Source organism: Rhodococcus sp. P3_B8, assembly GCF_056402775.1.
Genome location: NZ_JBFUGT010000001.1, coordinates 75,042 through 96,848, shown reverse-complemented (window position 1 = coordinate 96,848; position 21,807 = coordinate 75,042). Strand labels below are relative to the sequence as shown.

At 66.0% G+C, this 21,807-nt stretch carries 20 protein-coding genes; 9 read left to right on the top strand and 11 right to left on the bottom strand.

The genetic code is table 11. The features are described from left to right. Positions 1–22: 22 nt before the first annotated feature. From murJ to AC1D1G_RS00465, 3 genes are all read left to right on the top strand, one after another. Positions 23–3,901 (top strand): murein biosynthesis integral membrane protein MurJ, encoded by a 3,879-nt coding sequence (murJ, locus tag AC1D1G_RS00475; protein WP_477950663.1) that lies wholly within the window; start codon positions 23–25, stop codon positions 3,899–3,901. Positions 3,902–3,948: 47 nt separating this feature from the next. After that, positions 3,949–4,530, top strand: coding sequence for an RNA polymerase sigma factor SigM (sigM, locus tag AC1D1G_RS00470; RefSeq protein ID WP_477950476.1), 582 nt, complete (start codon positions 3,949–3,951; stop codon positions 4,528–4,530). Between the two features lie 78 nt (positions 4,531–4,608). Next, positions 4,609–5,358: a hypothetical protein gene (locus tag AC1D1G_RS00465; protein WP_280783051.1), complete on the top strand. Its 750-nt coding sequence runs from the start codon at positions 4,609–4,611 to the stop codon at positions 5,356–5,358. 3 nt (positions 5,359–5,361) lie between these two features. Here the strand turns inward: AC1D1G_RS00465 and AC1D1G_RS00460 are convergent, their stop codons facing one another. Beyond that, complete coding sequence (locus AC1D1G_RS00460; RefSeq protein ID WP_280783052.1) at positions 5,362–5,934, bottom strand: TetR/AcrR family transcriptional regulator; 573 nt, start codon at positions 5,932–5,934, stop codon at positions 5,362–5,364. An 88-nt stretch (positions 5,935–6,022) separates the two neighbouring features. Between AC1D1G_RS00460 and AC1D1G_RS00455 the strand changes: the two genes are divergently transcribed. The 5 genes from AC1D1G_RS00455 to AC1D1G_RS00435 all read left to right on the top strand — a co-directional run bounded on the left by AC1D1G_RS00455 (position 6,023) and on the right by AC1D1G_RS00435 (position 11,043). Next, positions 6,023–6,994 (top strand): NAD-dependent epimerase/dehydratase family protein, encoded by a 972-nt coding sequence (locus AC1D1G_RS00455; RefSeq protein ID WP_005560827.1) that lies wholly within the window; start codon positions 6,023–6,025, stop codon positions 6,992–6,994. Positions 6,995–7,031: 37 nt separating this feature from the next. Beyond that, entirely contained in the window at positions 7,032–8,219 is a 1,188-nt protein-coding gene (gene nox, locus AC1D1G_RS00450) for a 4,4'-dithiodibutanoate disulfide reductase (protein ID WP_280783054.1), read from the top strand. A gap of 111 nt (positions 8,220–8,330) precedes the next feature. Then, positions 8,331–9,314 (top strand): thioredoxin-disulfide reductase, encoded by a 984-nt coding sequence (trxB, locus tag AC1D1G_RS00445; protein ID WP_280783055.1) that lies wholly within the window; start codon positions 8,331–8,333, stop codon positions 9,312–9,314. Positions 9,315–9,354: 40 nt separating this feature from the next. Beyond that, positions 9,355–9,678: a thioredoxin gene (gene trxA, locus AC1D1G_RS00440; RefSeq protein WP_005249122.1), complete on the top strand. Its 324-nt coding sequence runs from the start codon at positions 9,355–9,357 to the stop codon at positions 9,676–9,678. Positions 9,679–9,843: 165 nt separating this feature from the next. After that, a complete protein-coding gene (locus AC1D1G_RS00435) occupies positions 9,844–11,043 on the top strand; it encodes an N-acetylmuramoyl-L-alanine amidase (RefSeq protein ID WP_005560831.1) in 1,200 nt (399 codons plus the stop codon). Between the two features lie 18 nt (positions 11,044–11,061). Here AC1D1G_RS00435 and AC1D1G_RS00430 read toward each other — a convergent pair whose 3' ends face one another. From AC1D1G_RS00430 to rpmH, 10 genes are all read right to left on the bottom strand, one after another. Beyond that, positions 11,062–11,760, bottom strand: coding sequence for a GNAT family N-acetyltransferase (locus AC1D1G_RS00430; RefSeq protein WP_280783056.1), 699 nt, complete (start codon positions 11,758–11,760; stop codon positions 11,062–11,064). Positions 11,761–11,917: 157 nt separating this feature from the next. Then, positions 11,918–13,000, bottom strand: a complete 1,083-nt coding sequence (locus AC1D1G_RS00425; RefSeq protein ID WP_105416920.1) for a ParB/RepB/Spo0J family partition protein — start codon at positions 12,998–13,000, stop codon at positions 11,918–11,920. Next, positions 12,997–14,010 (bottom strand): ParA family protein, encoded by a 1,014-nt coding sequence (locus tag AC1D1G_RS00420; RefSeq protein WP_005560835.1) that lies wholly within the window; start codon positions 14,008–14,010, stop codon positions 12,997–12,999. Before AC1D1G_RS00420 ends, AC1D1G_RS00425 begins: the two co-directional genes overlap by 4 nt. 68 nt (positions 14,011–14,078) lie before the next feature. Next, positions 14,079–14,762 (bottom strand): 16S rRNA (guanine(527)-N(7))-methyltransferase RsmG, encoded by a 684-nt coding sequence (rsmG, locus tag AC1D1G_RS00415; protein WP_005249117.1) that lies wholly within the window; start codon positions 14,760–14,762, stop codon positions 14,079–14,081. 715 nt (positions 14,763–15,477) lie between these two features. Continuing rightward, positions 15,478–15,879, bottom strand: coding sequence for a nuclear transport factor 2 family protein (locus tag AC1D1G_RS00410; protein WP_477950473.1), 402 nt, complete (start codon positions 15,877–15,879; stop codon positions 15,478–15,480). Between the two features lie 884 nt (positions 15,880–16,763). Then, positions 16,764–17,318 (bottom strand): Jag family protein, encoded by a 555-nt coding sequence (locus AC1D1G_RS00405; protein WP_005249113.1) that lies wholly within the window; start codon positions 17,316–17,318, stop codon positions 16,764–16,766. Positions 17,319–17,337: 19 nt separating this feature from the next. Next, the gene (gene yidC, locus AC1D1G_RS00400) at positions 17,338–18,450 is read right to left on the bottom strand and encodes a membrane protein insertase YidC (RefSeq protein WP_280783058.1); all 1,113 of its coding nucleotides are present in this window, start codon (positions 18,448–18,450) and stop codon (positions 17,338–17,340) included. A 4-nt stretch (positions 18,451–18,454) separates the two neighbouring features. Then, positions 18,455–18,820, bottom strand: a complete 366-nt coding sequence (gene yidD, locus AC1D1G_RS00395) for a membrane protein insertion efficiency factor YidD (RefSeq protein ID WP_280783059.1) — start codon at positions 18,818–18,820, stop codon at positions 18,455–18,457. Beyond that, positions 18,817–19,194, bottom strand: coding sequence for a ribonuclease P protein component (rnpA, locus tag AC1D1G_RS00390; protein WP_280783060.1), 378 nt, complete (start codon positions 19,192–19,194; stop codon positions 18,817–18,819). Before rnpA ends, yidD begins: the two co-directional genes overlap by 4 nt. Positions 19,195–19,221: 27 nt before the next feature. Further along, positions 19,222–19,365, bottom strand: a complete 144-nt coding sequence (gene rpmH / locus AC1D1G_RS00385) for a 50S ribosomal protein L34 (RefSeq protein WP_005263481.1) — start codon at positions 19,363–19,365, stop codon at positions 19,222–19,224. Positions 19,366–20,104: 739 nt separating this feature from the next. Between rpmH and dnaA the strand changes: the two genes are divergently transcribed. Beyond that, complete coding sequence (gene dnaA, locus AC1D1G_RS00380) at positions 20,105–21,691, top strand: chromosomal replication initiator protein DnaA (protein ID WP_011596259.1); 1,587 nt, start codon at positions 20,105–20,107, stop codon at positions 21,689–21,691. Positions 21,692–21,807: the final 116 nt, after the last annotated feature.

Genomic DNA, 21,807 nt, shown 5'->3' with positions numbered 1-21,807 from the left:
CCGGCCGGACGAGGCACCGACGGTGCAGTTCGCGGCCATCCGTGTCGACCCCTCGCCGCCTCCGGTCCGGGATTCCGGGCCCTCGACCGCGCCGCAGAAGCAGAGCAACTCGCGACTGCTGGCGTCCACCGGTTCGATCGCGGTGGCGACGCTCGTCAGCCGCATCACCGGATTCGCCAAGCAGCTCCTCGTCCTGACGCTGCTGGGTGGGTCGGTGGCCAGCTCGTTCACGGTCGCCAGCCAGATCCCGAACATGATCTCCGAGCTCGTGCTGGGAGCGGTGCTCACCGCGATCGTGGTGCCCGTCCTGGTGCGCGCCGAACGTGAGGACCCGGATCAGGGTGCGGCGTTCGTGCGACGCCTGTTCACCGCCACGTGTGTGCTGCTCGGCACGGCGGCGTTGCTGGCGACCGCCGCCGCACCCGTACTCACCACCCACGTCTTCCTGTCGGCCGACGGCAAGGTGAACACGTCCCTCACCACAGCTCTGTCGTATCTCCTCCTGCCCGCGATCCTGTTCTACGGACTGTCGGCGCTGCTCACGGCCATCCTCAACACCCGGCAGGTGTTCAAACCCGGTGCCTGGGCTCCGGTGCTGAACAACGTCGTGATGCTCACCGTGCTGGTGATCTACTACGCGACACCGGGGGAGATCACCCTCGATCCGGTGCGGATGAGCGACCCGAAACTGCTGGTCCTCGGTGTGGGCGTCACGCTGGGTGTCGTGGTGCAGGCGATGAGCCTGGTGCCCGCGATCCGGCGCGAGGGCATCTCGCTGAAACCGCTGTGGGGCCTCGACGACCGGCTCAAGCAGTTCGGCGGGATGGCCGTCGCGATCATCCTGTACGTGCTGATCAGCCAGGCGGGCATGATCGTCGCCACCCGCATCTCGTCACACGCGGACGCGTCGGGTCCCGCGATCTACAACAACGCGTGGCTCCTGCTGCAGCTGCCGTACGGCGTGCTCGGCGTGACGGTGCTGACGGCGATCATGCCGCGACTCAGCCGCAACGCCGCCGCCGACGACACCCCGGCCGTGGTCGACGACCTGTCCGTCGCCACCCGCCTGACGATGATCTCCCTCATCCCGATCATCACGTTCCTCACGTTCGCCGGCCCCGAGATCGGCCAGGCGCTCTACGGGTACGGCAACTTCGGGACCGGTGACGCCGAACGCCTCGGCCAGGCCGTCAGCTGGTCCGCGTTCACGCTCATTCCCTATTCCCTGGTACTGATCCAGCTCCGCGTGTTCTACGCCCGCGAGCAGGCCTGGACCCCGACGTGGATCGTCCTGGGCATCACCGCGGTGAAGATCGCGCTGTCGGCGCTCACCCCGATGATCGCCTCCAGCGACGACCAGGTGGTCATCCTGCTCGGCGTGGCCAACGGCCTCGGCTACATCACCGGCGCGCTCGTCGGGGGCTGGCTGCTGCACCGCAGTCTCGGCAACCTGCAAATGGCGAACGTCGGCAAAACGGTGTGGGTGGTGGTGCTCGCGTCGATGGCGGGTGCGCTCGTCATGCTCGGCGCCGACCGCCTCCTCGGGCTCGACCGGCTCACCAGTTTGTTCGGCGGTCCGGGCTCGATGGTCCGGGTCATGATCAGCGGTGTCCTCATGCTCGTCGTCACCTTCGTGATCCTCTGGTTCGCGAAGATCCCCGAAATCGTGTCCATCACCGTCGCCGTCGCCCGCAAGGTTCGCGCCCTGCGCGGTCGCGGCGCCGCACCGGAACCGGAGGCCGACCCGCTCGCAGACGCCGAAACAGAACTGATTCCCGTGGTCCGCGCCACACCGCACGACTTCGGGGGACAGCCGCGTGGTATCGAACGACCCGGTGGACTCCCGTACCCTGGACACGAGCGGGTCGGATCGCCGCCCGGTACTGGTCGGAGTTGGGCATTCGAGAATGAAGGAGTGAGGGTGAGCGACGACGACGTGGCCGGCAGCAAGAGAGCCGGAGGTTCTACGGTGCAAGCGTCCGAACGCGATTCGGCCGCCGCCCCCAACGGCGTCGACGCCCCGACCACCCGGATCTCGTCCGAGTCGGCCTCCACCGACTCCGCGAAGTCCGGCAAGCAGGCCGGCGCCGCCGCACCGCAGAAGAAGGACGCAGACACGTCCGCGGGCTCCGCAGACACTCCGAAAACGGGGCAGAGCAAGGAGACCGGAGATCCTGCGGATGCGCAGACGAAGGCTGCTCCGAAGACTCCCACCAAAGACTCCGGCGAATCGCGCGGAGACACACGTCACATGGGCGCTGCCCCCGCGCGGGATCTCAGTTACGACACCGGCGTGATCCCGATCACCCCCGCACCCGGACGTGAGCCCGGCGCAGGTCCTCGTCGTACTCCCCGTGGCCCCAAGCTCATTCCCGGCGCGTCCGTCGCGGGCGGTCGGTACCGCCTGCTGACACCACACGGCGGTTCGCGGGGACTGCAGTTCTGGCAGGCACTCGACGTCAAGCTCGACCGCGAGGTGGCGCTGACGTTCGTGGACGCCGAACAGCGCTCCACCTCGGCCGGTCCCGAAGGCCCGCAAGCCATTCTGTCGCGCACCCTGCGACTGGGCCGGATCAACTCGCCCGGTCTCGCCCGCGTGCTGGACGTGGTCCGCGGTAGCTCCGGCGGCATCGTCGTCGCCGAGTGGACCCCGGGACGCTCGCTGCGGGAGATGGCCGACACCAAGCCGTCTCCGATCGGCGCCGCCAGTGCCATCCGCGCACTCGCCGCGGCCGCCGAGACCGCGCACCGGGCCGGTGGGGCACTGTCCATCGACCACCCCGACCGCGTCCGTATCAGCATCAACGGCGATGCCGTGCTGGCGTTCCCGGCCACGCTCGCCGACTCCGACTCGAGTACCGACGTGCGCGGACTGGGCGCCATGCTCTACGCCCTCATCACCGCCCGCTGGCCGCTGGGCGACCCGTCCGCTCCCGCGGGTGACCCGTCGGGTTCGCACCGTCCGGGCAGCGTCGGCGGTATGCGACTGGCCGACCGCGACTCGAGCGGGCAGCCCATCGGACCGCGGGTCATCCGCCCGGAGGTCCCGTTCGAGATTTCCGCGGTGGCGCTGCGCTCACTCGAGCCGAACGGGGGAATCCGCACGGCGGCCACCGTGCAGCACATTCTCGACCAGGCGTCCGTCGTCAACGACAAGACCGAATTCATCCCCGTGCTGCGGCTCGGGCAGCGGGCCCCCGGCACGACCGGTCACGCTCTCGCCGACCCGGAAGCACTGGAGGCGGAGAAGAAGAAGTCCAACCGGATGATCGCGGCGCTCGTGGGCCTCGCGGTCGTCACGATCATCGTGCTGGCGCTCCTGGGCTTCTGGCTCGCGACGTTCCTCACGGGCAGTAGTTCCGACGCGCCGCTCACCGAACAGGACTTCGGGCTCACCACGTCGGCCGAGGCCCCGCCCAACCCCGAGTCCCCCGCCCCCGCGCCCGCCCCGGCGGCGAACGTCGCGCCGGTCAGCCCCTCGGGGGCGACGGTGTTCTCGCCGCAGGGCACCCCCGACTCGGCCGCGAACGCCCGGCTGGCCGTCGACGGCAACACGTCCACCGTGTGGAGCACCGACTCGTACTTCCAGCCGTTCCCCGCGCTGAAGAACGGTGTGGGCCTGATGGTCACGCTGGACGAGCCGGCGACGCTGTCGAGCGTGTGGATCAACTCGCCGACACCGGGCACCAACGTCGAGATTCGCAGCGCCCCGTCGGAGAACCCGACCCTCGACCAGACGCAGGTGCTCGGTTCGAAGGTCCTCGGCAACGGTGTCACCGAGATCCCGGTGAAGTCGGAGGGACCCACCAAGAACGTCCTGGTGTGGATCACCGGCCTGAGCAATTCCGGTGGCAAGAACCAATCGTCCATCGCCGACGTCGGTTTCAACGCCGCGACGTAGTCGGCGCCCGGTGCTCGCGGACCGGCGAACTGAGCTAACATCCGCCGGTGCGAATCTTCCGGGGGGATTCCGAGGGTCAGCCCTCGGACGTCGACCTGTTGGCTGCGCACGTCGCCGGCGATCGGCACGCCTTCGAGACACTGCTCTCGCGGCACTACGACCACCTGTGGCACGTCGCCAAACGCACCAGCTACACCACCGAGGATGCGGCGGACGCCCTGCAGGAGGCGCTGCTGTCCGCGCATCGCAACGCGGGCTCGTTCCGCCGGGATGCCGCGGTCCGCAGCTGGCTGCACACGATCGTGGTCAACGCCTGCCTCGACCGGATCCGCCGCAACAAGGCTCGTCCGGCGGTGTCCCTGTCCGCCGACGAGGACGACGAGCCGCGCGACGCCCGCGACTATGTGTCCGAGGTGGAGCTCAGCATGGTGGTCGAGCGCGCACTGGCGCAGCTCCCACCGGATCAGCGGACCGCGATCGTGGCCGTCGACCTCGAGGGCCGTTCGACCAGCGAGGCCGCCATTCTCCTCGGGGTTCCGGAAGGCACCGTGAAGAGCCGCTGCGCCCGCGGCCGGAAGAAGCTGGCCGCCTCTCTCGAATATTTTCGGGTGGAGGGGAACCGATCATGACTCCGGGGCGTCAAAACGTAGTAGGAGCGGGGAACTGTCCTGCCGTCCCGGACCACAACGACTCGGTGAGGAGGTGCCATGGCCGACCGTGAACCCGATCCGTCCGATGCCGCGCTGCCTGCCCCGCCGTACTCCGAGGACCTACTGGCCGATCTGCACGCCGGGGTGCTGCCGGACTCGGTGAGCGATCGCCTGTGGCCGCTCGTCCGGAACGACCCGCAGGCGATGGCCGTGATCGACGCCCTCGACCGGGTCACTGATCAGCTGGGCGCGCTCGGACGCGATCATTCCGTCTCGACCCCGATTCCCGCCGACGTCGCCGACCGCATCAACCGTGCTCTCGCCGCGGAGCGGGACACACCTGCCGAGGCCACCGTGGTCCCACTCACCCGGCGACGGAAGTGGGCTGCCGCGGCCGCGGGGACGTTCGCGGCGGCGGCAGCGGTCGTGGTGGCAGTCGCGGTCGTCACGCCGGACAGGCAGGAACCCGAGACCCCGGTCGTCGCCCTGCCCAGTTCCGAAACCTCGCCGGCACCAGCCGTTCTCGATCTGGGCACCGGTCTCGACTCAGGACGCCTCCTCACCGTGATCGGTTCGCGGCAGCTCGGACCACTCGAGGATCCCGCACAACTGTCGGAATGCCTGCGCGCCAACGGTATCGAACCGTCCCGCCCCCTGCTCGGTTCCGGCGAGGTTCGCCTCGACGGTGTTCCCGGGGTACTACTGCTGGTGGCCGCGCCGCGTCCGCCGCAGATCACGGCCCTGGTGGTCGGCGGTGAGTGCGGCGCGGGAGATCCGGCGACGATCGCCGTCACCGAGATCGGTTGATCCTCACGATCGTTCCCGCTCCGAACGGGCGACCGGCAGGAGTAGCTCGAGGATCTTCCCACGCAGTTCCGGAGTGTCGTCCTCGACGGCGATCAGGCTGGTGAACAGCGCGGCGCCGGCAGCGAGCACCAGCACGGCCGTCGCGGTGCTCGACCCGGCCGGGTCCACCTCGCTCTCGAACAGCTGAGTACTCGGCCCGCTGAATCCCCGCCACAGCGCGGTACGGAGGTCGTCGTGGTCGCGGATCGCTGCCAGCAGACCCGGCGTGGCCGCTCGCACCTCCGGTCGCGAGAACAATTCGGCACTGCCGGTCACCACCCAGCGGATCCAGCCTTCGCGGTCGGTGCCCTCGAACGGTGTCAGGTCGGGTGTCGCACCGAGGATGGCGTCGAGAACCAGATGCGCCTTCGATGGCCATCGTCGGGTGATGGAGGCCCTGCTCACCCCGGACCGCGTCGCGATGGCCCGCATGCTCAGTTGATCCCAGCCCGATTCCACGAGCATCGCCCGGGTGACCGCGAGGACGTCGGTGTCGATCCGCGGGTCGCGGGGGCGGCCGGTTCCAGTTGCATTCATTGGTTCGAATTGTGGGACAGAAGTGCCTTCCGCGCTATATCGTACCTATTACGAGTCCAGTGGCACCGTAATTGAAACGGACGAACACATGAAGATCGCGGTCACCGGCGGCACCGGATACGTCGGCGCCCACACCACGCTGGCGCTCCTCGCCGCCGGCCACACGGTTCGACTGCTGGTGCCGCCCGCCGAATCTCCCGACACCCTGCTCGTGGCAGCCGGGGACGACGCCGCGCGGATCGAGCAGGTGGTCGGCGACATCCGCGACGCCCAAGTGGTCGCACGCCTCCTCGACGGCTGCGACGCGCTACTCCACGCCGCCGGGGTAGTGGGCACCGACGATCGTCGCGAACAGCTGATGTGGGAGATCAACACGCAGGCCACCGCCGCGATCCTCACCCGGGCGGCCTTCCTCGGACTCGACCCGATCATCCACGTCGCGAGTTTCAGTGCCCTGTTTCCGTCACCCGACGCCGTCATCGGACCGGACAGTCCGACGGCGTCTGGCCGTAGCGCGTACGGCCGCACCAAAGCGGCCGCCGACCGCATCGCCCGCGCACTCCAGGACGCGGGCGCCCCCGTGGTCATCACTTACCCGACGAGCGTCGTCGGTCCCGGGCTCGGATCCACCAAGGGCGTCACCGAACAGGGATGGGGCGCGATCGTCAGCGGCGGGGTGGCGCCCCGATTCGACGGCGGCATGCAGATGATCGACGTGCGCGACGTGGCCGCGGTCCACACCGCCGCGATGCACCCCGGCCGCGGACCCCGGCGATACGTCTGCGGCGGCGAACTCGTCGAATTCAACCACCTCATCGACGTCCTCGAACACTCCTCGGGCCGTCGCCTCCGACGCATCCCGTTGTCGGGCAGCACCTTTCGCGCGCTCGGACGGATCGCCGACGTGGTCGGCAGGTTCACGCCCCTCAGCGCGGGGCTCAGCTACGAGGCAGCGTGGCTGCTCACCTCGGCGACCCCGACCGACGACTCGCGAACCCGCGACGAGCTCGGGCTCACCTGGCGGCCTGCCCGCGCGGCGCTGGCCGCGACCTTCGCCTGAAACGCCCTCCCACCACCACCCTCGAAGGCAGACCACCATGACCGTTCCACCACCCCGGCCCGGGATCTGGGAGCCGGCCCGCCTGGGTCCCCTGACGTTGCGCAACCGCATCGTGAAGGCAGCCACGTTCGAGGGCGTCATGCCCCGCGGCCGGGTCACCGACCAGCTCGTCGACTTCCACGCCGAGGTTGCTCGCGGTGGCGCCGCACTGACGACCGTCGCGTACTGCGCCGTCTCACCCGGCGGACGCGTCCACGCGAACACCCTCGTTCTCGACCGCGCCCGCGTCCCCGACCTACGCCGACTCACCGACGCCGTTCACGCCGAAGGCGGGTTGGTCGCGGCGCAGATCGGTCATGCCGGTCTGGTCGCGAACACACTGTCCAACCGCACCAAGACCCTCGCGCCGTCCACCCGCCTCAGCCCGCCCGCCATGGGTCTGGTGAAGGGTGCCACCCGAGAAGAACTCGACCAGGTCACCCGCGACTTCGAGGACGCGGCCCGGAATGCCGTCGAGGCCGGATTCGACGCGATCGAGGTCCACCTCGGGCACAACTACCTTCTCAGCTCGTTCATGAGCCCCAACCTCAACAAGCGGACCGACGAGTACGGGGGCAGCCTGGAGCGGCGGGCGGCGTTCCCCCGACGGGTGGTCGAGCGGGTGCGCCACGCCGTCGGCGACTCGGTGGCCGTCACGGCCAAATTCAATATGACGGACGGTGTCCCGAAAGGGCTGTGGCTCGACGACAGTCTCCGCATCGCGCAGCTCCTCGAAGCCGACGGGCATCTCGACGCACTGCAGCTCACCGGGGGCAGCTCGTTGCTCAACGGGATGTACTTCTTCCGCGGCGAAGTCCCGATGGCGGAATTCGTTGCCTCACAGCCCAAGCTGGTGGGCTGGGGTCTGAAGGTCTACGGGCCGCGCATCTTTCCGACGTACCCGTTCGAGGAAGCGTTCTTCCTCCCGATGGCCCGGCAGTTCCGCGAGGCCCTGTCGATGCCGCTGATCCTCCTCGGCGGCATCAACAGGCTCGACACCATCGAGAACGCACTCGGCGACGGGTTCGAGTTCGTCGCGATGGCGCGCGCCCTGCTCCGCGACCCGGACCTCGTCAACAAGTTCCGCGACCGGCACGTGGCCGAGGGACTCTGCATCCACTGCAACAAATGCATGCCCACCATCTACACGGGCACCCGCTGCGTCATCCGGGAGACTCTGCGCTGATCAGGGCGCCTGCGGGGGGAGCGACCGGTATCACCTGCAGTCGGGGAACAACACCCTTTAGTCTTGTGTTGATCCATACGACTGAGCACCCCTCACTACTGGAAGGCCCGCATGACCACTCCATCGACGGTTCATGAACTCATCATCGTTGGTTCGGGACCTGCCGGATACACCGCTGCCGTCTACGCGGCGCGCGCGGAACTCGAACCGCTGCAGTTCGAGGGGACCCAGTTCGGTGGCGCCCTCATGACCACCACCGAGGTCGAGAACTTCCCCGGATTCCGTGAGGGAATCATGGGACCCGACCTGATGGATCAGATGCGGGAGCAGGCCAAGCGCTTCGGCACCGACATCCGCACCGAGGACGTCGAGGAACTCGACCTCACGGGCCCGATCAAGAAGGTCGTCGTCAACGGCGAGACCTACCAGGCGCACGCGGTGGTGCTGGCAATGGGCGCCGCAGCCCGTTACCTGGGGATTCCGGGTGAAGAGAAGTTGCTCGGCCGCGGCGTCAGCGCCTGCGCCACGTGCGACGGATTCTTCTTCAAGGATCAGGACATCGTCGTGGTCGGCGGCGGCGACTCCGCCATGGAGGAGGCCACCTTCCTCACCCGCTTCGCCCGCAGCGTCACCGTGGTGCACCGCCGCGAGGAGTTCCGTGCGTCCCGCATCATGCTCGAGCGCGCCAAGGCGAACGCGAAGATCCGGTTCGTGACCAACGCGGCGCCCGTCGAGGTGCTGGGCGAGAACAGCGTCACCGGCCTCGTGATCCGCGACACCGTCACCGGTGAGACGTCCACGCTGGACGTCACCGGCATGTTCGTCGCCATCGGTCACGACCCGCGCAGCGAGCTCGTCAAGGGACAGGTCGACCTCGACGACGCCGGCTACGTGATCGTCAAGACGCCGACCACCGCCACGTCGGTGGACGGTGTCTTCGCCGCCGGCGACCTGGTCGATCACATCTACCAGCAGGCGGTCACCGCCGCCGGCACCGGTTGCTCCGCGGCGATGGATGCCGAGCGCTGGCTGGCAGAGCGCGGCGACATCACCGCCAACACTGTCGCCGCCGCCGGCTCGCCGGTCGACGCCTGACCTCACCCACACACACCCACCTCGAGTAAGGGAAATCCCCGTGTCGAATACCGTCACCATCACCGATGATTCGTTCCAGCAGGACGTCATTTCCAGCGACAAGCCTGTCCTCGTCGACTTCTGGGCCACCTGGTGCGGCCCGTGCAAGATGATCGCCCCCGTCCTGGAGGAGATCGCCGGTGAGCACAGCGACAAGCTGACCATCGCGAAGCTCGACATCGACGCGAACCCGGGCGCTGCCCGCGACTTCCAGGTCATGTCGATTCCCACGCTGATCCTGTTCAAGGACGGAAAGCCGATCAACACGATCGTCGGCACCAAGGGCAAGGCTGCGCTGCTGAAAGAGCTCGCCGACGTTCTCTGATCGACACCCGAACACCCGGCACGATTCCCGATTTTGTGGGAATCTCTGAGACAATCGATCGATGTGCTCCAGTCGCATCAGCTAGACCGACCGGAACACATCGATCGTTTTGTTTGTACCGAGACTCGTATGTACTCGTTGATTCGGACTGAGAGGCCCTGAAACATGCACCGACTCCGTCACGGCGACCATGGTCCGGCCGTTGCTGAGATTCGGGGCACTCTGGCCGGTCTCGGTTTCCTGCACAACGGCATCGCGGACACCCGGCGCGAAGGCACCAACGGTTCGCACTGGATCGCCCCCGACGCCGTGTTCGATCATCACCTGGACAGCGCCGTACGGGCCTTCCAGCAGCAGCGTGGGCTTCTCGTCGACGGAATCGTGGGTCCTGCCACCTACCGGTCCATGAAAGAGGCGTCGTACCGCCTGGGCGCGCGCACGCTGATCTACCAGCTGTCCGCACCGCTCTACGGCGACGATGTCGCCACCCTGCAGACCCGCCTGCAGGATCTCGGCTTCTACGTCGGACGCGTCGACGGCTTCTTCGGACCGCAGACCCACGATTCGCTGTCCTCGTTCCAGCGGGAGATCGGGATCGCCGCCGACGGCATCTGCGGTCCGGCAACCCTGCGGTCGCTCGAGTTGCTCGGCACCCGCGTCACCGGTGGTTCACCGCACGCGATGAGCGAAGAGGAAATGGTTCGCAGCTCGGGACCCCAGCTGAGCGGCAAGCGGATCGTCATCGATCCGGGCCTCGGCGGCGACACCTACGGCACCATCGTCCGGTCCGCGTATGGCACGATCTCGGAGTCCGACATCCTGTGGGACCTCGCCAGCCGCCTCGAGGGCCGCATGGCCGCCACGGGCATGGAGACGTTCCTGTCCCGCCCGCACCACGCCAATCCCACGGACATCGAACGCGCATCCACGTCGAACGCCTTCGATGCCGACCTGATGATCTCGCTGCGCTGCGATGGCAACACCAGCCCGTCCGCCAACGGTGTCGCGAGCTTCCACTTCGGTAACTCGCACGGTTCTACGTCGATGATCGGTCAGGTTCTCACCGGATTCATTCAGCGGGAGATCGTGGCGCGCACGCCGTTGCAGGACTGCCGGACCCACGGTCGCACCTGGGACCTGCTGCGCCTGACGAACATGCCGACCGTGCAGATCGACCTCGGGTACCTCACCAACGACCTCGACGCCGCGGTGCTCTCCAACCCGCGGGCGCGCGACGCCATCGCCGAAGCGATCCTCATCTCCGTGAAGCGTCTGTACCTGCTCGGTCAGGACGATCAGCCGACCGGAACGTTCACGTTCGCCGAGTTGCTCGCCGAAGAGCTGTCTTCCTCCGAACGTTCCTGACGTCTCGTTCCCGAACGCTCAGTGCGCACCGACGGGTGTGCGCTCCCCGATGTCGACCATGCTCACCGTCGCGGTGTGGATGAGACGCTCCAGGGCAGCCTCGACGTCTTCCTTCCACCCGTGATCCCGATTCAGCTCGAGCCGTAGGCGCGGGAACCGATGATGGGGCGCGACGATTTCGAAGCCGTTGTCCTCGAGGAATTCGGCGGGGATCATGCACTCCTCGGGGGAGCACTCGCGGGCCGCTGTGGCTGACGCCATCCCGTGTGTGTCGATCGGCCCGGTTCCGTCGGTGTTGCGGATACCGAACGCCTCGAGCGCGCGAACACCGCGGCGCACCAGATCGGCCACCACGGCTTGGATCAACGTGGTTCCCAGATTCTGTTCTTCACCGGCCGGCTCGAGCCGAAGGCTGGTGAGGAGGACGGCGTCGGCACCGACCGGAGCGGTCGGGAGAAGCTGCGCGCGCGGCACGGTCCGCGGGGGAGCGTAGAGGGCGCTGCCGACCGGCTTGCCGTCCATGACGGCCACCTGTCCGCACGATCCCCATTCGAGCATGACCATGGAGAGCCAGGCTTCCTTCTCGAACTCCTGATCGCAGAATCCGCGCGAACTGTGGATCGCCGCGGGATCCATTTCCCAGAAGACACAGCGACGAGCGTGGGCGGAGAGCTTGTCCAAGCCGTCGAGAGTGAGCGATGTGACGTGAGTCGACACTGGCTAGCTCAGCCTCCATATGTCACTACCGCAGATCATTCGACATCCTCTGGTATTCAACGTTTTTCGCCCCCGATAGTTCTGCTGGAGTCGGTCCGTCAGCGGCCACTGTCACAGTGACGGATCACCCGCGGGTACTTCTACCTCTCTCAGGCGCTCATGAATCGGCCTTCTGTGCCTCCATCATCCCAACGATCCTCTGAAGATCGTCCACCGAACCGAACTCGACCACAATCTTGCCCTTGCGCTTGCCGAGGCTGACCGTGACCCTCGTGTCGAACGAATCCGACAGCCGCTCGGCGACGTCCTGCAGGCCCGGCATCTGGATTGGCTTGCGGCGCTGGGCGGGCTGCGCCGCCTGGTCGTCGCTGCGGTTGGCGAGCGTCACCGCCTCCTCCGTCGCGCGAACAGACATGCCCTCCGCGACGATGCGTGCCGCCATCACCTCCTGCGCGTCGGCTCCGGCCTCGAGCGACAACAGGGCGCGAGCGTGCCCGGCCGACAGCACACCCGCCGCGACGCGGCGCTGCACGGGAATCGGCAATTTCAACAGTCGGATCATGTTCGTCACCACGGGACGCGAGCGACCGATCTTCGCCGCCAGTTCCTCGTGGGTCACCTCGAACTCTTCGAGCAACTGCTGGTACGCCGCGGCCTCTTCGAGCGGGTTCAGCTGCACGCGGTGGATGTTCTCCAGGAGCGCGTCGCGAAGCATGGCGTCGTCGCCGGTCTCGCGAACGATCGCCGGGATCGTCTCCAGCTCGGCTTCCTGGCTGGCACGCCACCGACGCTCGCCCATGACGAGCTGGAACTTGCCGTCGTCGAGCGGACGCACCACGATCGGCTGCATCAACCCGAACTCACGGATCGAGTGGACGAGTTCGGCGAGAGCGTCGTCGTCGAACACCTGACGCGGCTGCTTGGGGTTCCGCTCGATCAGGTCGGGGGCGATCTCCCGGTACACCGCCCCGGTGGGGGAGGGGAGGGGTTGAGCACCGTTCCCGGATTCGCCGTCGGCGCCGTTGCTCCCTCCATTGTTTCCCGTGGACGCGGGAGCGGTCTTCTCGTCCGTCGCAGAGTCCGACGAGTTCGGCGCGGGAGCGGTCAGTACGGTGCGTCGGTCCGCGCCGATCACGACGTCCGCGGCGGCGTTGCCCAGCCCCGGTCCCGTCGTGGTCGGTCCCGTAGGAATGAGCGCGGCCAGTCCACGGCCAAGTCCACCCTTACGCGTCTGACTCATCGCTGCTCCTGCTTCGTGATGTGTGCGGTGCGTGCTGCGAGTTCACGTCCCGCGTCGAGGTAACTCATGGCACCCCGCGAGCCGGGGTCGTAATCGAGCACGGTCATGCCGTACCCGGGCGCTTCGGACACCTTCACGCTGCGGGGAATGACGGCACGGAGGACGGCGTCACCGAAGTGGGTGCGGACCTCTTCGGCCACCTGGTCGGCCAACTTGGTGCGCCCGTCGTACATCGTGAGAAGGACCGTCGACACGTGGAGATCCGGGTTGAGATGTGCCTGCACCAGTTCGATATTCCGCAGCAGCTGTCCCACACCCTCGAGGGCGTAGTACTCGCACTGGATCGGGATCAGAACTTCCTTGGCCGCGACCATCGCGTTCACCGTGAGCAGTCCGAGCGAGGGCGGGCAGTCGATCAGGATGAAGTCGGCATCCACCTCGCCGAGAGCCTTCTCCGAGAGCGCGCCCTTGAGCCGTCCCTCGCGGGCGACCATGGAGACCAATTCGATCTCGGCGCCGGCGAGGTCGATCGTGGCCGGAATGCAGAACAGCCGGTCGTTGTGCGGACTCTTCTGGATCGCCTCCGCAGCCGTCACCTCACCGAGGAGAAGCTCATAGCTGGACGGCACACCGGAGTGGTGGGCGACGCCCAACGCCGTGCTGGCGTTGCCCTGCGGGTCGAGGTCGATGACCAGAACGGTGAGTCCCTGAACCGCGAGGGCGGAGGCGAGGTTGACCGCGCTCGTCGTCTTACCGACGCCGCCCTTCTGATTGGCGATCGTGAGGATCCGCCGTTCGGGCGGCTTCGGCAGACTCACCGAGTGGGGGTGCAGTACCTGACTCGCGCGGTGCGCGGCGGCACCGATCGGAGTCTCCTCGACGGAGATTCCGTTGTAGGGGGCCGTGAATCCGTCGTCTCCGTTCCCGGAGCTCGTCGCCTGGTCGGATTGATGGTCGGTTTCACGTGAAACTGTTTCACGTGAAACGGCGGATTCAGGCCCACCCGACATTGACTACTCCTTCAATTGGGAATCGCTCGTTACTCGACATATTCACTCCCTAGTCACCGTGGACATCGTCATCGACGCTGACGGCGTTTCGGTACACGTTCTGCCCGAACGACAACGGTGGGGACAGGAAGCAGGCCCACTCCGCATTCCACGATATCCAGCTTGCCAGCACCCAACCGAGTCAGGGAAGCGCGATCACGGGAAATCTCTTCGGCGGCGCTCGAACCTTTCAATGCGAGCATTCTCCCATGCTCGTGGATAAGCGGCAGCGACCACTTGGCCAACTTCTCCAACGGCGCCACCGCGCGGGACGTCACGACGTCTGCGCCGCCGGCTTCCTTCACCACCCCCGACTCCTCGGCCCGGCCCCGGACCACCAGCACGTCCAGACCGTTCGACTCGACGAACTCAGCGAGGTACACCGACCGTCGCAGCAGCGGCTCCACCAACGTGATCCGGAGATCGGGTCGGGCGATCGCGAGTGGGATACCGGGCAACCCGGCACCGCTGCCGACATCGACGACCGACTCACCCTCGGCGATCAGTTCACCGACGACGGCACAGTTGAGGAGATGGCGTTCCCAGAGTCGCGGAACCTCCCGGGGCCCGATCAACCCCCGCTCGACACCGTCGGTCGCCAGCGACTTGTAGTAGCGCTCCGCGATATCGAATCGTTCACCGAACACCTGGCGTGCCGCCGCTTGTTCGTCCCATTCGGCCGGCTCTCCACCATTCGGTTCCACGTGAAACATCCTCCCGCGAATAACGCGAAATCAACAAACACAGCTTCTTTATTATCCGCCCTCCGTCACGACTATGTCCCTTAACTCGAACGCGCAACGCCGGAACAGTGTCGAGCCGCACCCCCTTCCGGTGGGGGAGGGGAGGGGTTGGGTGTGCACTGGCGGTGAAGCACCCGTTCGACTCGGCGGTGTCCCGCCGTCGCCTCGCCGGTGAACCCTCTCTGCGATGGATCTCGCGCACATCGCGTCATTTGGTTCTGCGGATCAACATCGGGGCGATCGACGCGCGCATGTTTCACGTGGAACAGGCGGCGGATCGCAAGGGGGCTGTCTGGGGCCGGCCGTATCCCGGCCCGAGATTGTTCTGCGCCGGTGCGCGCCCGGGACGTTGGTCCGTCTGATCGCATTCGGCGCGGGCGGTTTCACGTGGAACAACTGTCCTAGTGTTTCACGTGGAACAGAACCGACCCGTCCGTGCATTACCCGGCCGCCGTCCCAACTCGGCAGACGCAAGGGTCCAGCGCATGGCCGACCTCACAACTAAGGCGAAGCCATCCACGCCTACTCGACGCTAGCTCTCGACAGCTTCACTCCGACGAAGCCCGAGTTTTCAATCATCACAGTGACGAAACTCCCGGGTGTGGTTGGGTGGGTGAAACTACAACCTAAATTCCTTCGAAAACGTCCAAAATGGACGGCCCGTGGACTCCACATACGCGATGGGTCAGACCGTGGTGTCCGGGAAGGAGTGGTGCTCGTGAGCGACGAGCCAACGACCATCTTCCTTTCGCAACCCCACTGTGAGGCGGAGCCGGTTCTCCGGATTGTCGGCGAGCTCCGCTTCCATTCCACAGCGGAGGAGCGCATGGGCGAACGCAACATCCTCGCCGACCGTCACATCCAATGACAGCATCTCGAACCTGGCACCCTGCGACTGCCATTCGAAGAACGGCGGCCATGTCTCGCGATACGCATCGATTCCACGAGCGCCCTCGTATGGCGGTGGCACGTCGAACATCACGATGTCGTCGGAGTGGTCCGCGAGAACCCCGGCCATGTCGCCACTGTGCACAGCCTCAGCCCAACGGTCGATCAGATCCCGGATCTGTCGTTCGTCCTCGCTCATCGTTCACTCCATCCAGTCGACGGCACCGCTTCGATCGCTTCAATGATGTGGACTTCGAGAAGCATCGAAACTCATCGCACCGAACCACTGACGCGGGAGTGGTATGTCTCGAGACATCGCGGACACTTGCGGATCGTTCCGCTCACCATCGCCGGATGAGCAGAGGAGAGCTTCGATGGACCCCGCACCCTTCTCCACGATCCCAGCAGTCGTCGGCGGCAGGAGAGTAACTCGATCGCTTCGCCCACAGCGCCCCGACGGATTCACGTGCGGGCGGCCCCTTCAAAACTGAGCGAGGTGCGGCATCCCAATTTTGACCCCCGCCCATAGACCCGGGCTCGAGTCCACTCGGCCTAGGCCGCCGAGGTTATTGAAAGAGTTCCAGACGATGCCGGCGACCCCACCTACTTGCGGGGATATCGTCAGCGATTCTCGCTTCCCGCCGCTGATCGATGGGGCGCATCGCCGGGTGGACTCGGCCGCCTCCGGGACGTCCGAGACGGTGAAGAGTCATCTCGTCGAAGCGCTCGCGCGCACGCCGCGATCGAGAGCGAGCTGCGGGTGCTCTGGTCCATCCTGGAAACCCTCATCCGGACGGTGAACAAGGCGAAGGTAGACGGCACGATCGGGGGCGAAGGTCGGCGGACCGGTGGCGAAGTTACCCGCCCGCACTGTCCACGAAGTCCTGAGACAGCGCAGTCACGCGACGGTGGCGCACGAAATCTCGCCGCGGACACCCGACCTCTCGGTGGGGGAGGGGAGGGGTGCGTGTTTCACGTGAAACGAAACGAAGCCAAAGTGACGGATCGCGACATACGGACAGCGAAAAGACGGGGCTCCCGGAGATGGATCCGGGAGCCCCGCCTTGGTGATGCTTCTGTGGATCAGTCCTTGATGACGACCACGCGACGTGAAGGCTCGGCGCCTTCGCTCTCGCTCGACACGCCATCGACCTTCGCGACCGCGTCGTGAACGATCTTGCGCTCGAACGGCGTCATCGGAGCGAGCTCCTCGCGTTCACCGCTCTCGAGTACGCGGCGGGCAGCCGAGGAACCCAGCTCGGTCAGTTCGGCGCGACGGCCGGCACGCCATCCGGCGATGTCGAGCATCAGGCGACTACGTTCGCCCGTCGCCTGCTGCACGGCGAGGCGAGTCAGTTCCTGGAGTGCGTCCAGCACCTCACCCTTGCGCCCGACCAACTTGGTGAGATCGTCTCCACCGTCGATGCTGACAACAGCACGGTCACCCTCGACGTCCAGGTCGATATCGCCGTCGAAGTCGAGTACGTCGAGCAGCTGCTCCAGGTAGTCGCCGGCGATTTCCCCTTCCTCGATCAGGTAGTCGTCAGAATCGGAATCCACCTCGGTGTCCGGGTTCTGCGTCGTTGCAGTCACGTCTGTCTCATCTCCGTCCACTGCGATGTCAGGCTCACTAGCCATGCTCGTTCTCTTTTCTGAATCAGCGCCGCTTGCGCTTGGGGGACTTTCCGCGGTTGGACTGGGGGCGGGCACCGGGCTTCGGCTTCGACGTACCCGCAGCCGAACCGTCACCACTCACCTGATCGGAGGCGCTGTCTTCGACGACGCCCTCGACGATCTCCGGCTCGTCCGCTGAGGAAGAACCGTCCGTTGCGGTCGCGGACTTCTTCTTTTTCTTGGTGAGATCGGGACGTGCACCGGGCTTCGGAGCGTTGTCCGCCCGGCGTGCGATGGCAGCCTGCTTCTTCTCTTCCTCTTCTTGGTCGATGCGACGGAAGACGATGTGCTGCTGCGCGTACGTCCAGATGTTGTTACTCACCCAGTACAGGAGGATCGCGATGGGGAGGAACGGACCACCGACGAGCACACCGAGCGGGAAGACCCACAGCGCGAGCTTGTTCATGATCGCGGACTGCGGGTTGGCGGCGGCCTCGGGGCTCTGCCGAGCCACAGAAGCGCGCGAGTTGAAGTGGGTCGCGATGCTGGCGATGACCATCAGCGGAACCGCGACAACGGCGATGTTCAGCACGGTGGGGATCGGGCCGTAGGCAGCAAACGCGTCGAGCTGTTCCTTCGGCATGGTGATCCAGGCCGAGATGGGAGCGCCGAACAGTCGAGCACTCAGGAAGGACTGCACGTCCTCGACGCTGAAGAAGTAGTTCGGCGTGTTCGCGTTCGCCTCGACCGACATGCCGAGCTGCCCGAATCCGGTGCCGGTGCGGTTGAACGAGCGAAGCACGTGAAACAGGCCGATGAAGACCGGAGCCTGCGCGAGAACCGGGAGGCAGCCCATGATGGGGTTGAACCCGTGCTCCTTCTGGAGCTTCTGCATCTCGACGGCCTGACGCTGGCGGTCGCCGGAGTACTTCTTCTGCAGAGCCTTGATCTGCGGCTGAAGTTCCTGCATCTGGCGCGTCGTGCGAACCTGCTTCACGAACGGCTTGTACAGCACGGCACGCAGCGTGAACACGAGGAACACCACGGAGAGTGCCCATGTGACACCGCTGTCCGGCCCGAGGAAGGGAATGGCACCGAATATCTTGTGCCAGACCCACAGGATCCCGGACACCGGATAGTAAATGAAGTCGAGCACGGCTCTATGTACTCCTCTGTTCGTCCACGTTCGCCGGACAGCAACGACGGCCACCCGCATGACGGTCGCGACGGGCAGGGACCGGGTCCCACCCACCAGGGTGCCAGGGGGCACACTTCGCCAACCGAACCACCGTCAAAAAAAGGCCTTTGATCGCCCCGTGGGTACGCAGGGATTCCACCGCGTACTCGCTACAGGTCGGCATGAACCGGCAGGTCGGCATCCTCAGGGGCGACACATACGTCCGGTAGAGCTCGATGAAGAAAATGAGAGTGCGCGCCGGTAACGCACGGACCGACTTCCACGCGGAAGAGGCCGAGGAGGTGGCCTCGGCCGTGTCGGCGCGCGACTCGTGGAGTGCGCTTTTCATGCGGAGGTACTCACGGGCGCAAGAAGGTCCAATCGAAGGAGACCTGCACGAAGTTGCTTCTCCAGGTCCCGGCTACTTGCAGTCGCAGCTCCCGGAAGAGCCCGAATCACCACATCGGTTCCCCGTGGAACCACGTCCACGAGGTCGATGCAGATATGACGAAGCCGGCGTGCGACTCGATGTCGAATCACCGCCGGCCCGACAGCCTTACTCACAACCAGTCCGAATCGCGGACCGCCGCTACTCACCAGCTCATCTGCCTGCGCACGGTCGAATGCGTGCACAACCAGGTCGCGTCTTCCCATCCGACGACCACGTCGCACAGTCAACGAAAAATCTGAATGACGACGCAATCGGTGCGGCTCAGGCAACACCCCGAGCTCCCGAACCCAGTGTCGGGATCAGGCGGTGAGAGATTCGCGGCCCTTACGGCGACGCGCCGAAACGATTGCACGACCCGCACGGGTCCGCATACGAAGACGGAAGCCGTGAACGCGCGCGCGGCGTCGGTTGTTCGGCTGGAACGTCCGCTTGCCCTTGGCCACGGTCAACACTCCTCGAAGTTCATCGACGCCTCCCGGCGTCATGGATCTAACATTGGCGAAAACTCAGGTGTTCATCCACAGGGTGGGGATGGAACGACCTCGAAACTGGACTCGAGCCAGCACGAAACCGCCACCTCACCACAGGGTGACTGTTCGAGAGTACTTACCACTCACGGTCAGGTCAAACTCGCTCACCTGCGATTCCCCCGCGAATCGGTTGACCGACACGCCGAGGATCGACAAATGCTTGCACCCCAACTTCCAATGTGCCAAACCGCTGTGAGGTTGCCGACACTGTTGCTAGCGTCTATGCATGGTCTCGCCGATGAACCCTGATCGAGTGCCCGGCTCTCGACTTCACCGTTCTCATCTGCATATTCACCACAATTCATCCACAGGGCACAGATGGTGTGCCGCTTCGGATCGCCACGAGGGTTGTTGACACCCTTCACTTCCCGGGTCCGTGAACCCGCTCATCCAGGTTTCGCATGCATAAGCGCAGGTCAGCGCGCTGGATCTGGACTCCTCTCCATGCAACGGCGTCTCGACAGGGGGCGTCTGCACTTTGTCCACATCTGTGGATAATTGTGTGGAAACACAGTTCAGATGGCATATTCGTAGGTCCGTACGGGGTCCATCCTCAGGTCGGGGAAGCTACCGATTCCACCTCGACGACGGCACCGACACTCGACTCGGCACCGCTGGCGCCGAGTCCGCGAACACACTGGGGAGGAACCACGTGAACGACGATCCGAATGCGCTCGCACGGATCTGGATCGACGTCGTCGCAGACCTCACATCCGATTCGCCCGGCGGCGATCTGCCGCCGCTGACGAGGGGACAGAAGGCGTGGTTGGCGCTCGTCAAACCGCTGACGCTCGCACAGGGCTTCGCGCTCCTGTCCGTTCCGTCGCCCTTCGCGCAGGAGGCGATCGAACGGGATCTCCGTGAACCGATCCTCCACGCCCTCGGCCGGCATCTCGGTGAGCAGGTCGAAGGCCTCGGTGTGCGTATCGCGGCCCCGGTCGACGACGAGCCCGAATCCGATCCGCCGAGCCGGGACCACCGGCCCGAACCGGAACCTCTCCACACACCTCGCCACCTCGAGCCCTCCGTCACCAGTTCCGGGTCGTTCCGCAGGCGCCGGTTCGGTTCCGGAGAGGATCAGCCCTACTCCGACACGACGGACTTCGAGGAAGTCGACGACGACCGCGAGGCCCTCGCCAGCGTCCACGAATCCTGGCCGTCGTACTTCACGAAGCCCCCGTCCGGCCCGGCACCGTCGGCGACCGGGGGGAACAGCCTCAACGCGAAGTACACATTCGACACGTTCGTGATCGGCTCGTCCAACCGGTTCGCCCACGCCGCGGCGGTCGCCATCGCCGAGGCGCCGGCACGCGCGTACAACCCGTTGTTCGTGTGGGGTGCGTCCGGCCTCGGCAAGACGCACCTCCTGCACGCCGCCGGCCACTACGCCCAGCGGCTGTTCCCGGGGATGCGGGTGAAGTACGTCTCCACCGAGGAATTCACCAACGACTTCATCAACAGCCTCCGCGACGACCGCAAGGTGGCGTTCAAGCGCCGCTACCGCGAGACCGACGTGCTGCTGGTCGACGACATCCAGTTCATCGAGGGCAAGGAAGGTATCCAGGAGGAGTTCTTCCACACCTTCAACACCCTGCACAACGCGAACAAGCAGATCGTCGTCTCGTCCGACCGGCCGCCGAAGCAGCTGGCGACACTCGAGGAACGACTGCGTACCAGGTTCGAATGGGGCCTGATCACCGACGTTCAGCCACCTGAACTCGAGACCCGCATCGCGATCCTCAGCAAGAAGGCCCGGATGGACCGGCTCGAGGTGCCCGACGACGTCCTCGAGTTGATCGCCTCCCGGATCGAACGCAACATCCGGGAACTCGAGGGTGCCCTCATTCGTGTGACGGCGTTTGCGTCCCTGAACAGGCAACCCCTGGACCTCACGCTCGCCGAGGTGGTGCTGCGCGACCTGATGCCGGACTCGTCGAGTCTCGAGATCAATGCGGCGACGATCATGGCGGTCACCGCGGAGTACTTCAACATGTCCATCGACGACCTCTGTGGCCCCGGTAAGGCACGTCCGCTGGCGTCCGCCCGCCAGATCTCCATGTACCTGTGCCGCGAGCTCACCGATCTGTCCCTGCCGAAGATCGGGCAGACTTTCGGCCGCGACCACACCACCGTCATGTACGCGGACAAGAAGATTCGCAAGGAGATGACGGAGCGGCGCAAGGTCTACGACCAGGTCCAGGAGCTGACCGCCCGGATCAAGCAGCGCTCCAAGAGGTAGTCACCGACACCTGCCTCCCCTGTGCCCCTGGTAGCTCGCCTACCGGGGGCACAGGTCGTTTCGGGGGAACCGCAGTCTCGCGGGCAACTCGAGGGGCTCCTCGAGCCGGTCCTCGA

Bases quoted from the DNA above. Each gene is read 5' to 3' on its own strand.
- AC1D1G_RS00425 (WP_105416920.1), bottom strand. From the start codon at position 13,000: ATGAGTCAGACGCGTAAGGGTGGACTTGGCCGTGGACTGGCCGCGCTC.
- trxB (WP_280783055.1), top strand. From the start codon at position 8,331: ATGACCACTCCATCGACGGTTCATGAACTCATCATCGTTGGTTCGGGA.
- AC1D1G_RS00405 (WP_005249113.1), bottom strand. From the start codon at position 17,318: ATGGCTAGTGAGCCTGACATCGCAGTGGACGGAGATGAGACAGACGTG.
- nox (WP_280783054.1), top strand. From the start codon at position 7,032: ATGACCGTTCCACCACCCCGGCCCGGGATCTGGGAGCCGGCCCGCCTG.
- AC1D1G_RS00465 (WP_280783051.1), top strand. From the start codon at position 4,609: ATGGCCGACCGTGAACCCGATCCGTCCGATGCCGCGCTGCCTGCCCCG.
- AC1D1G_RS00420 (WP_005560835.1), bottom strand. From the start codon at position 14,010: ATGTCGGGTGGGCCTGAATCCGCCGTTTCACGTGAAACAGTTTCACGT.
- AC1D1G_RS00435 (WP_005560831.1), top strand. From the start codon at position 9,844: ATGCACCGACTCCGTCACGGCGACCATGGTCCGGCCGTTGCTGAGATT.
- AC1D1G_RS00410 (WP_477950473.1), bottom strand. From the start codon at position 15,879: ATGAGCGAGGACGAACGACAGATCCGGGATCTGATCGACCGTTGGGCT.
- AC1D1G_RS00460 (WP_280783052.1), bottom strand. From the start codon at position 5,934: ATGAATGCAACTGGAACCGGCCGCCCCCGCGACCCGCGGATCGACACC.
- AC1D1G_RS00455 (WP_005560827.1), top strand. From the start codon at position 6,023: ATGAAGATCGCGGTCACCGGCGGCACCGGATACGTCGGCGCCCACACC.
- yidD (WP_280783059.1), bottom strand. From the start codon at position 18,820: ATGAAAAGCGCACTCCACGAGTCGCGCGCCGACACGGCCGAGGCCACC.
- rsmG (WP_005249117.1), bottom strand. From the start codon at position 14,762: ATGTTTCACGTGGAACCGAATGGTGGAGAGCCGGCCGAATGGGACGAA.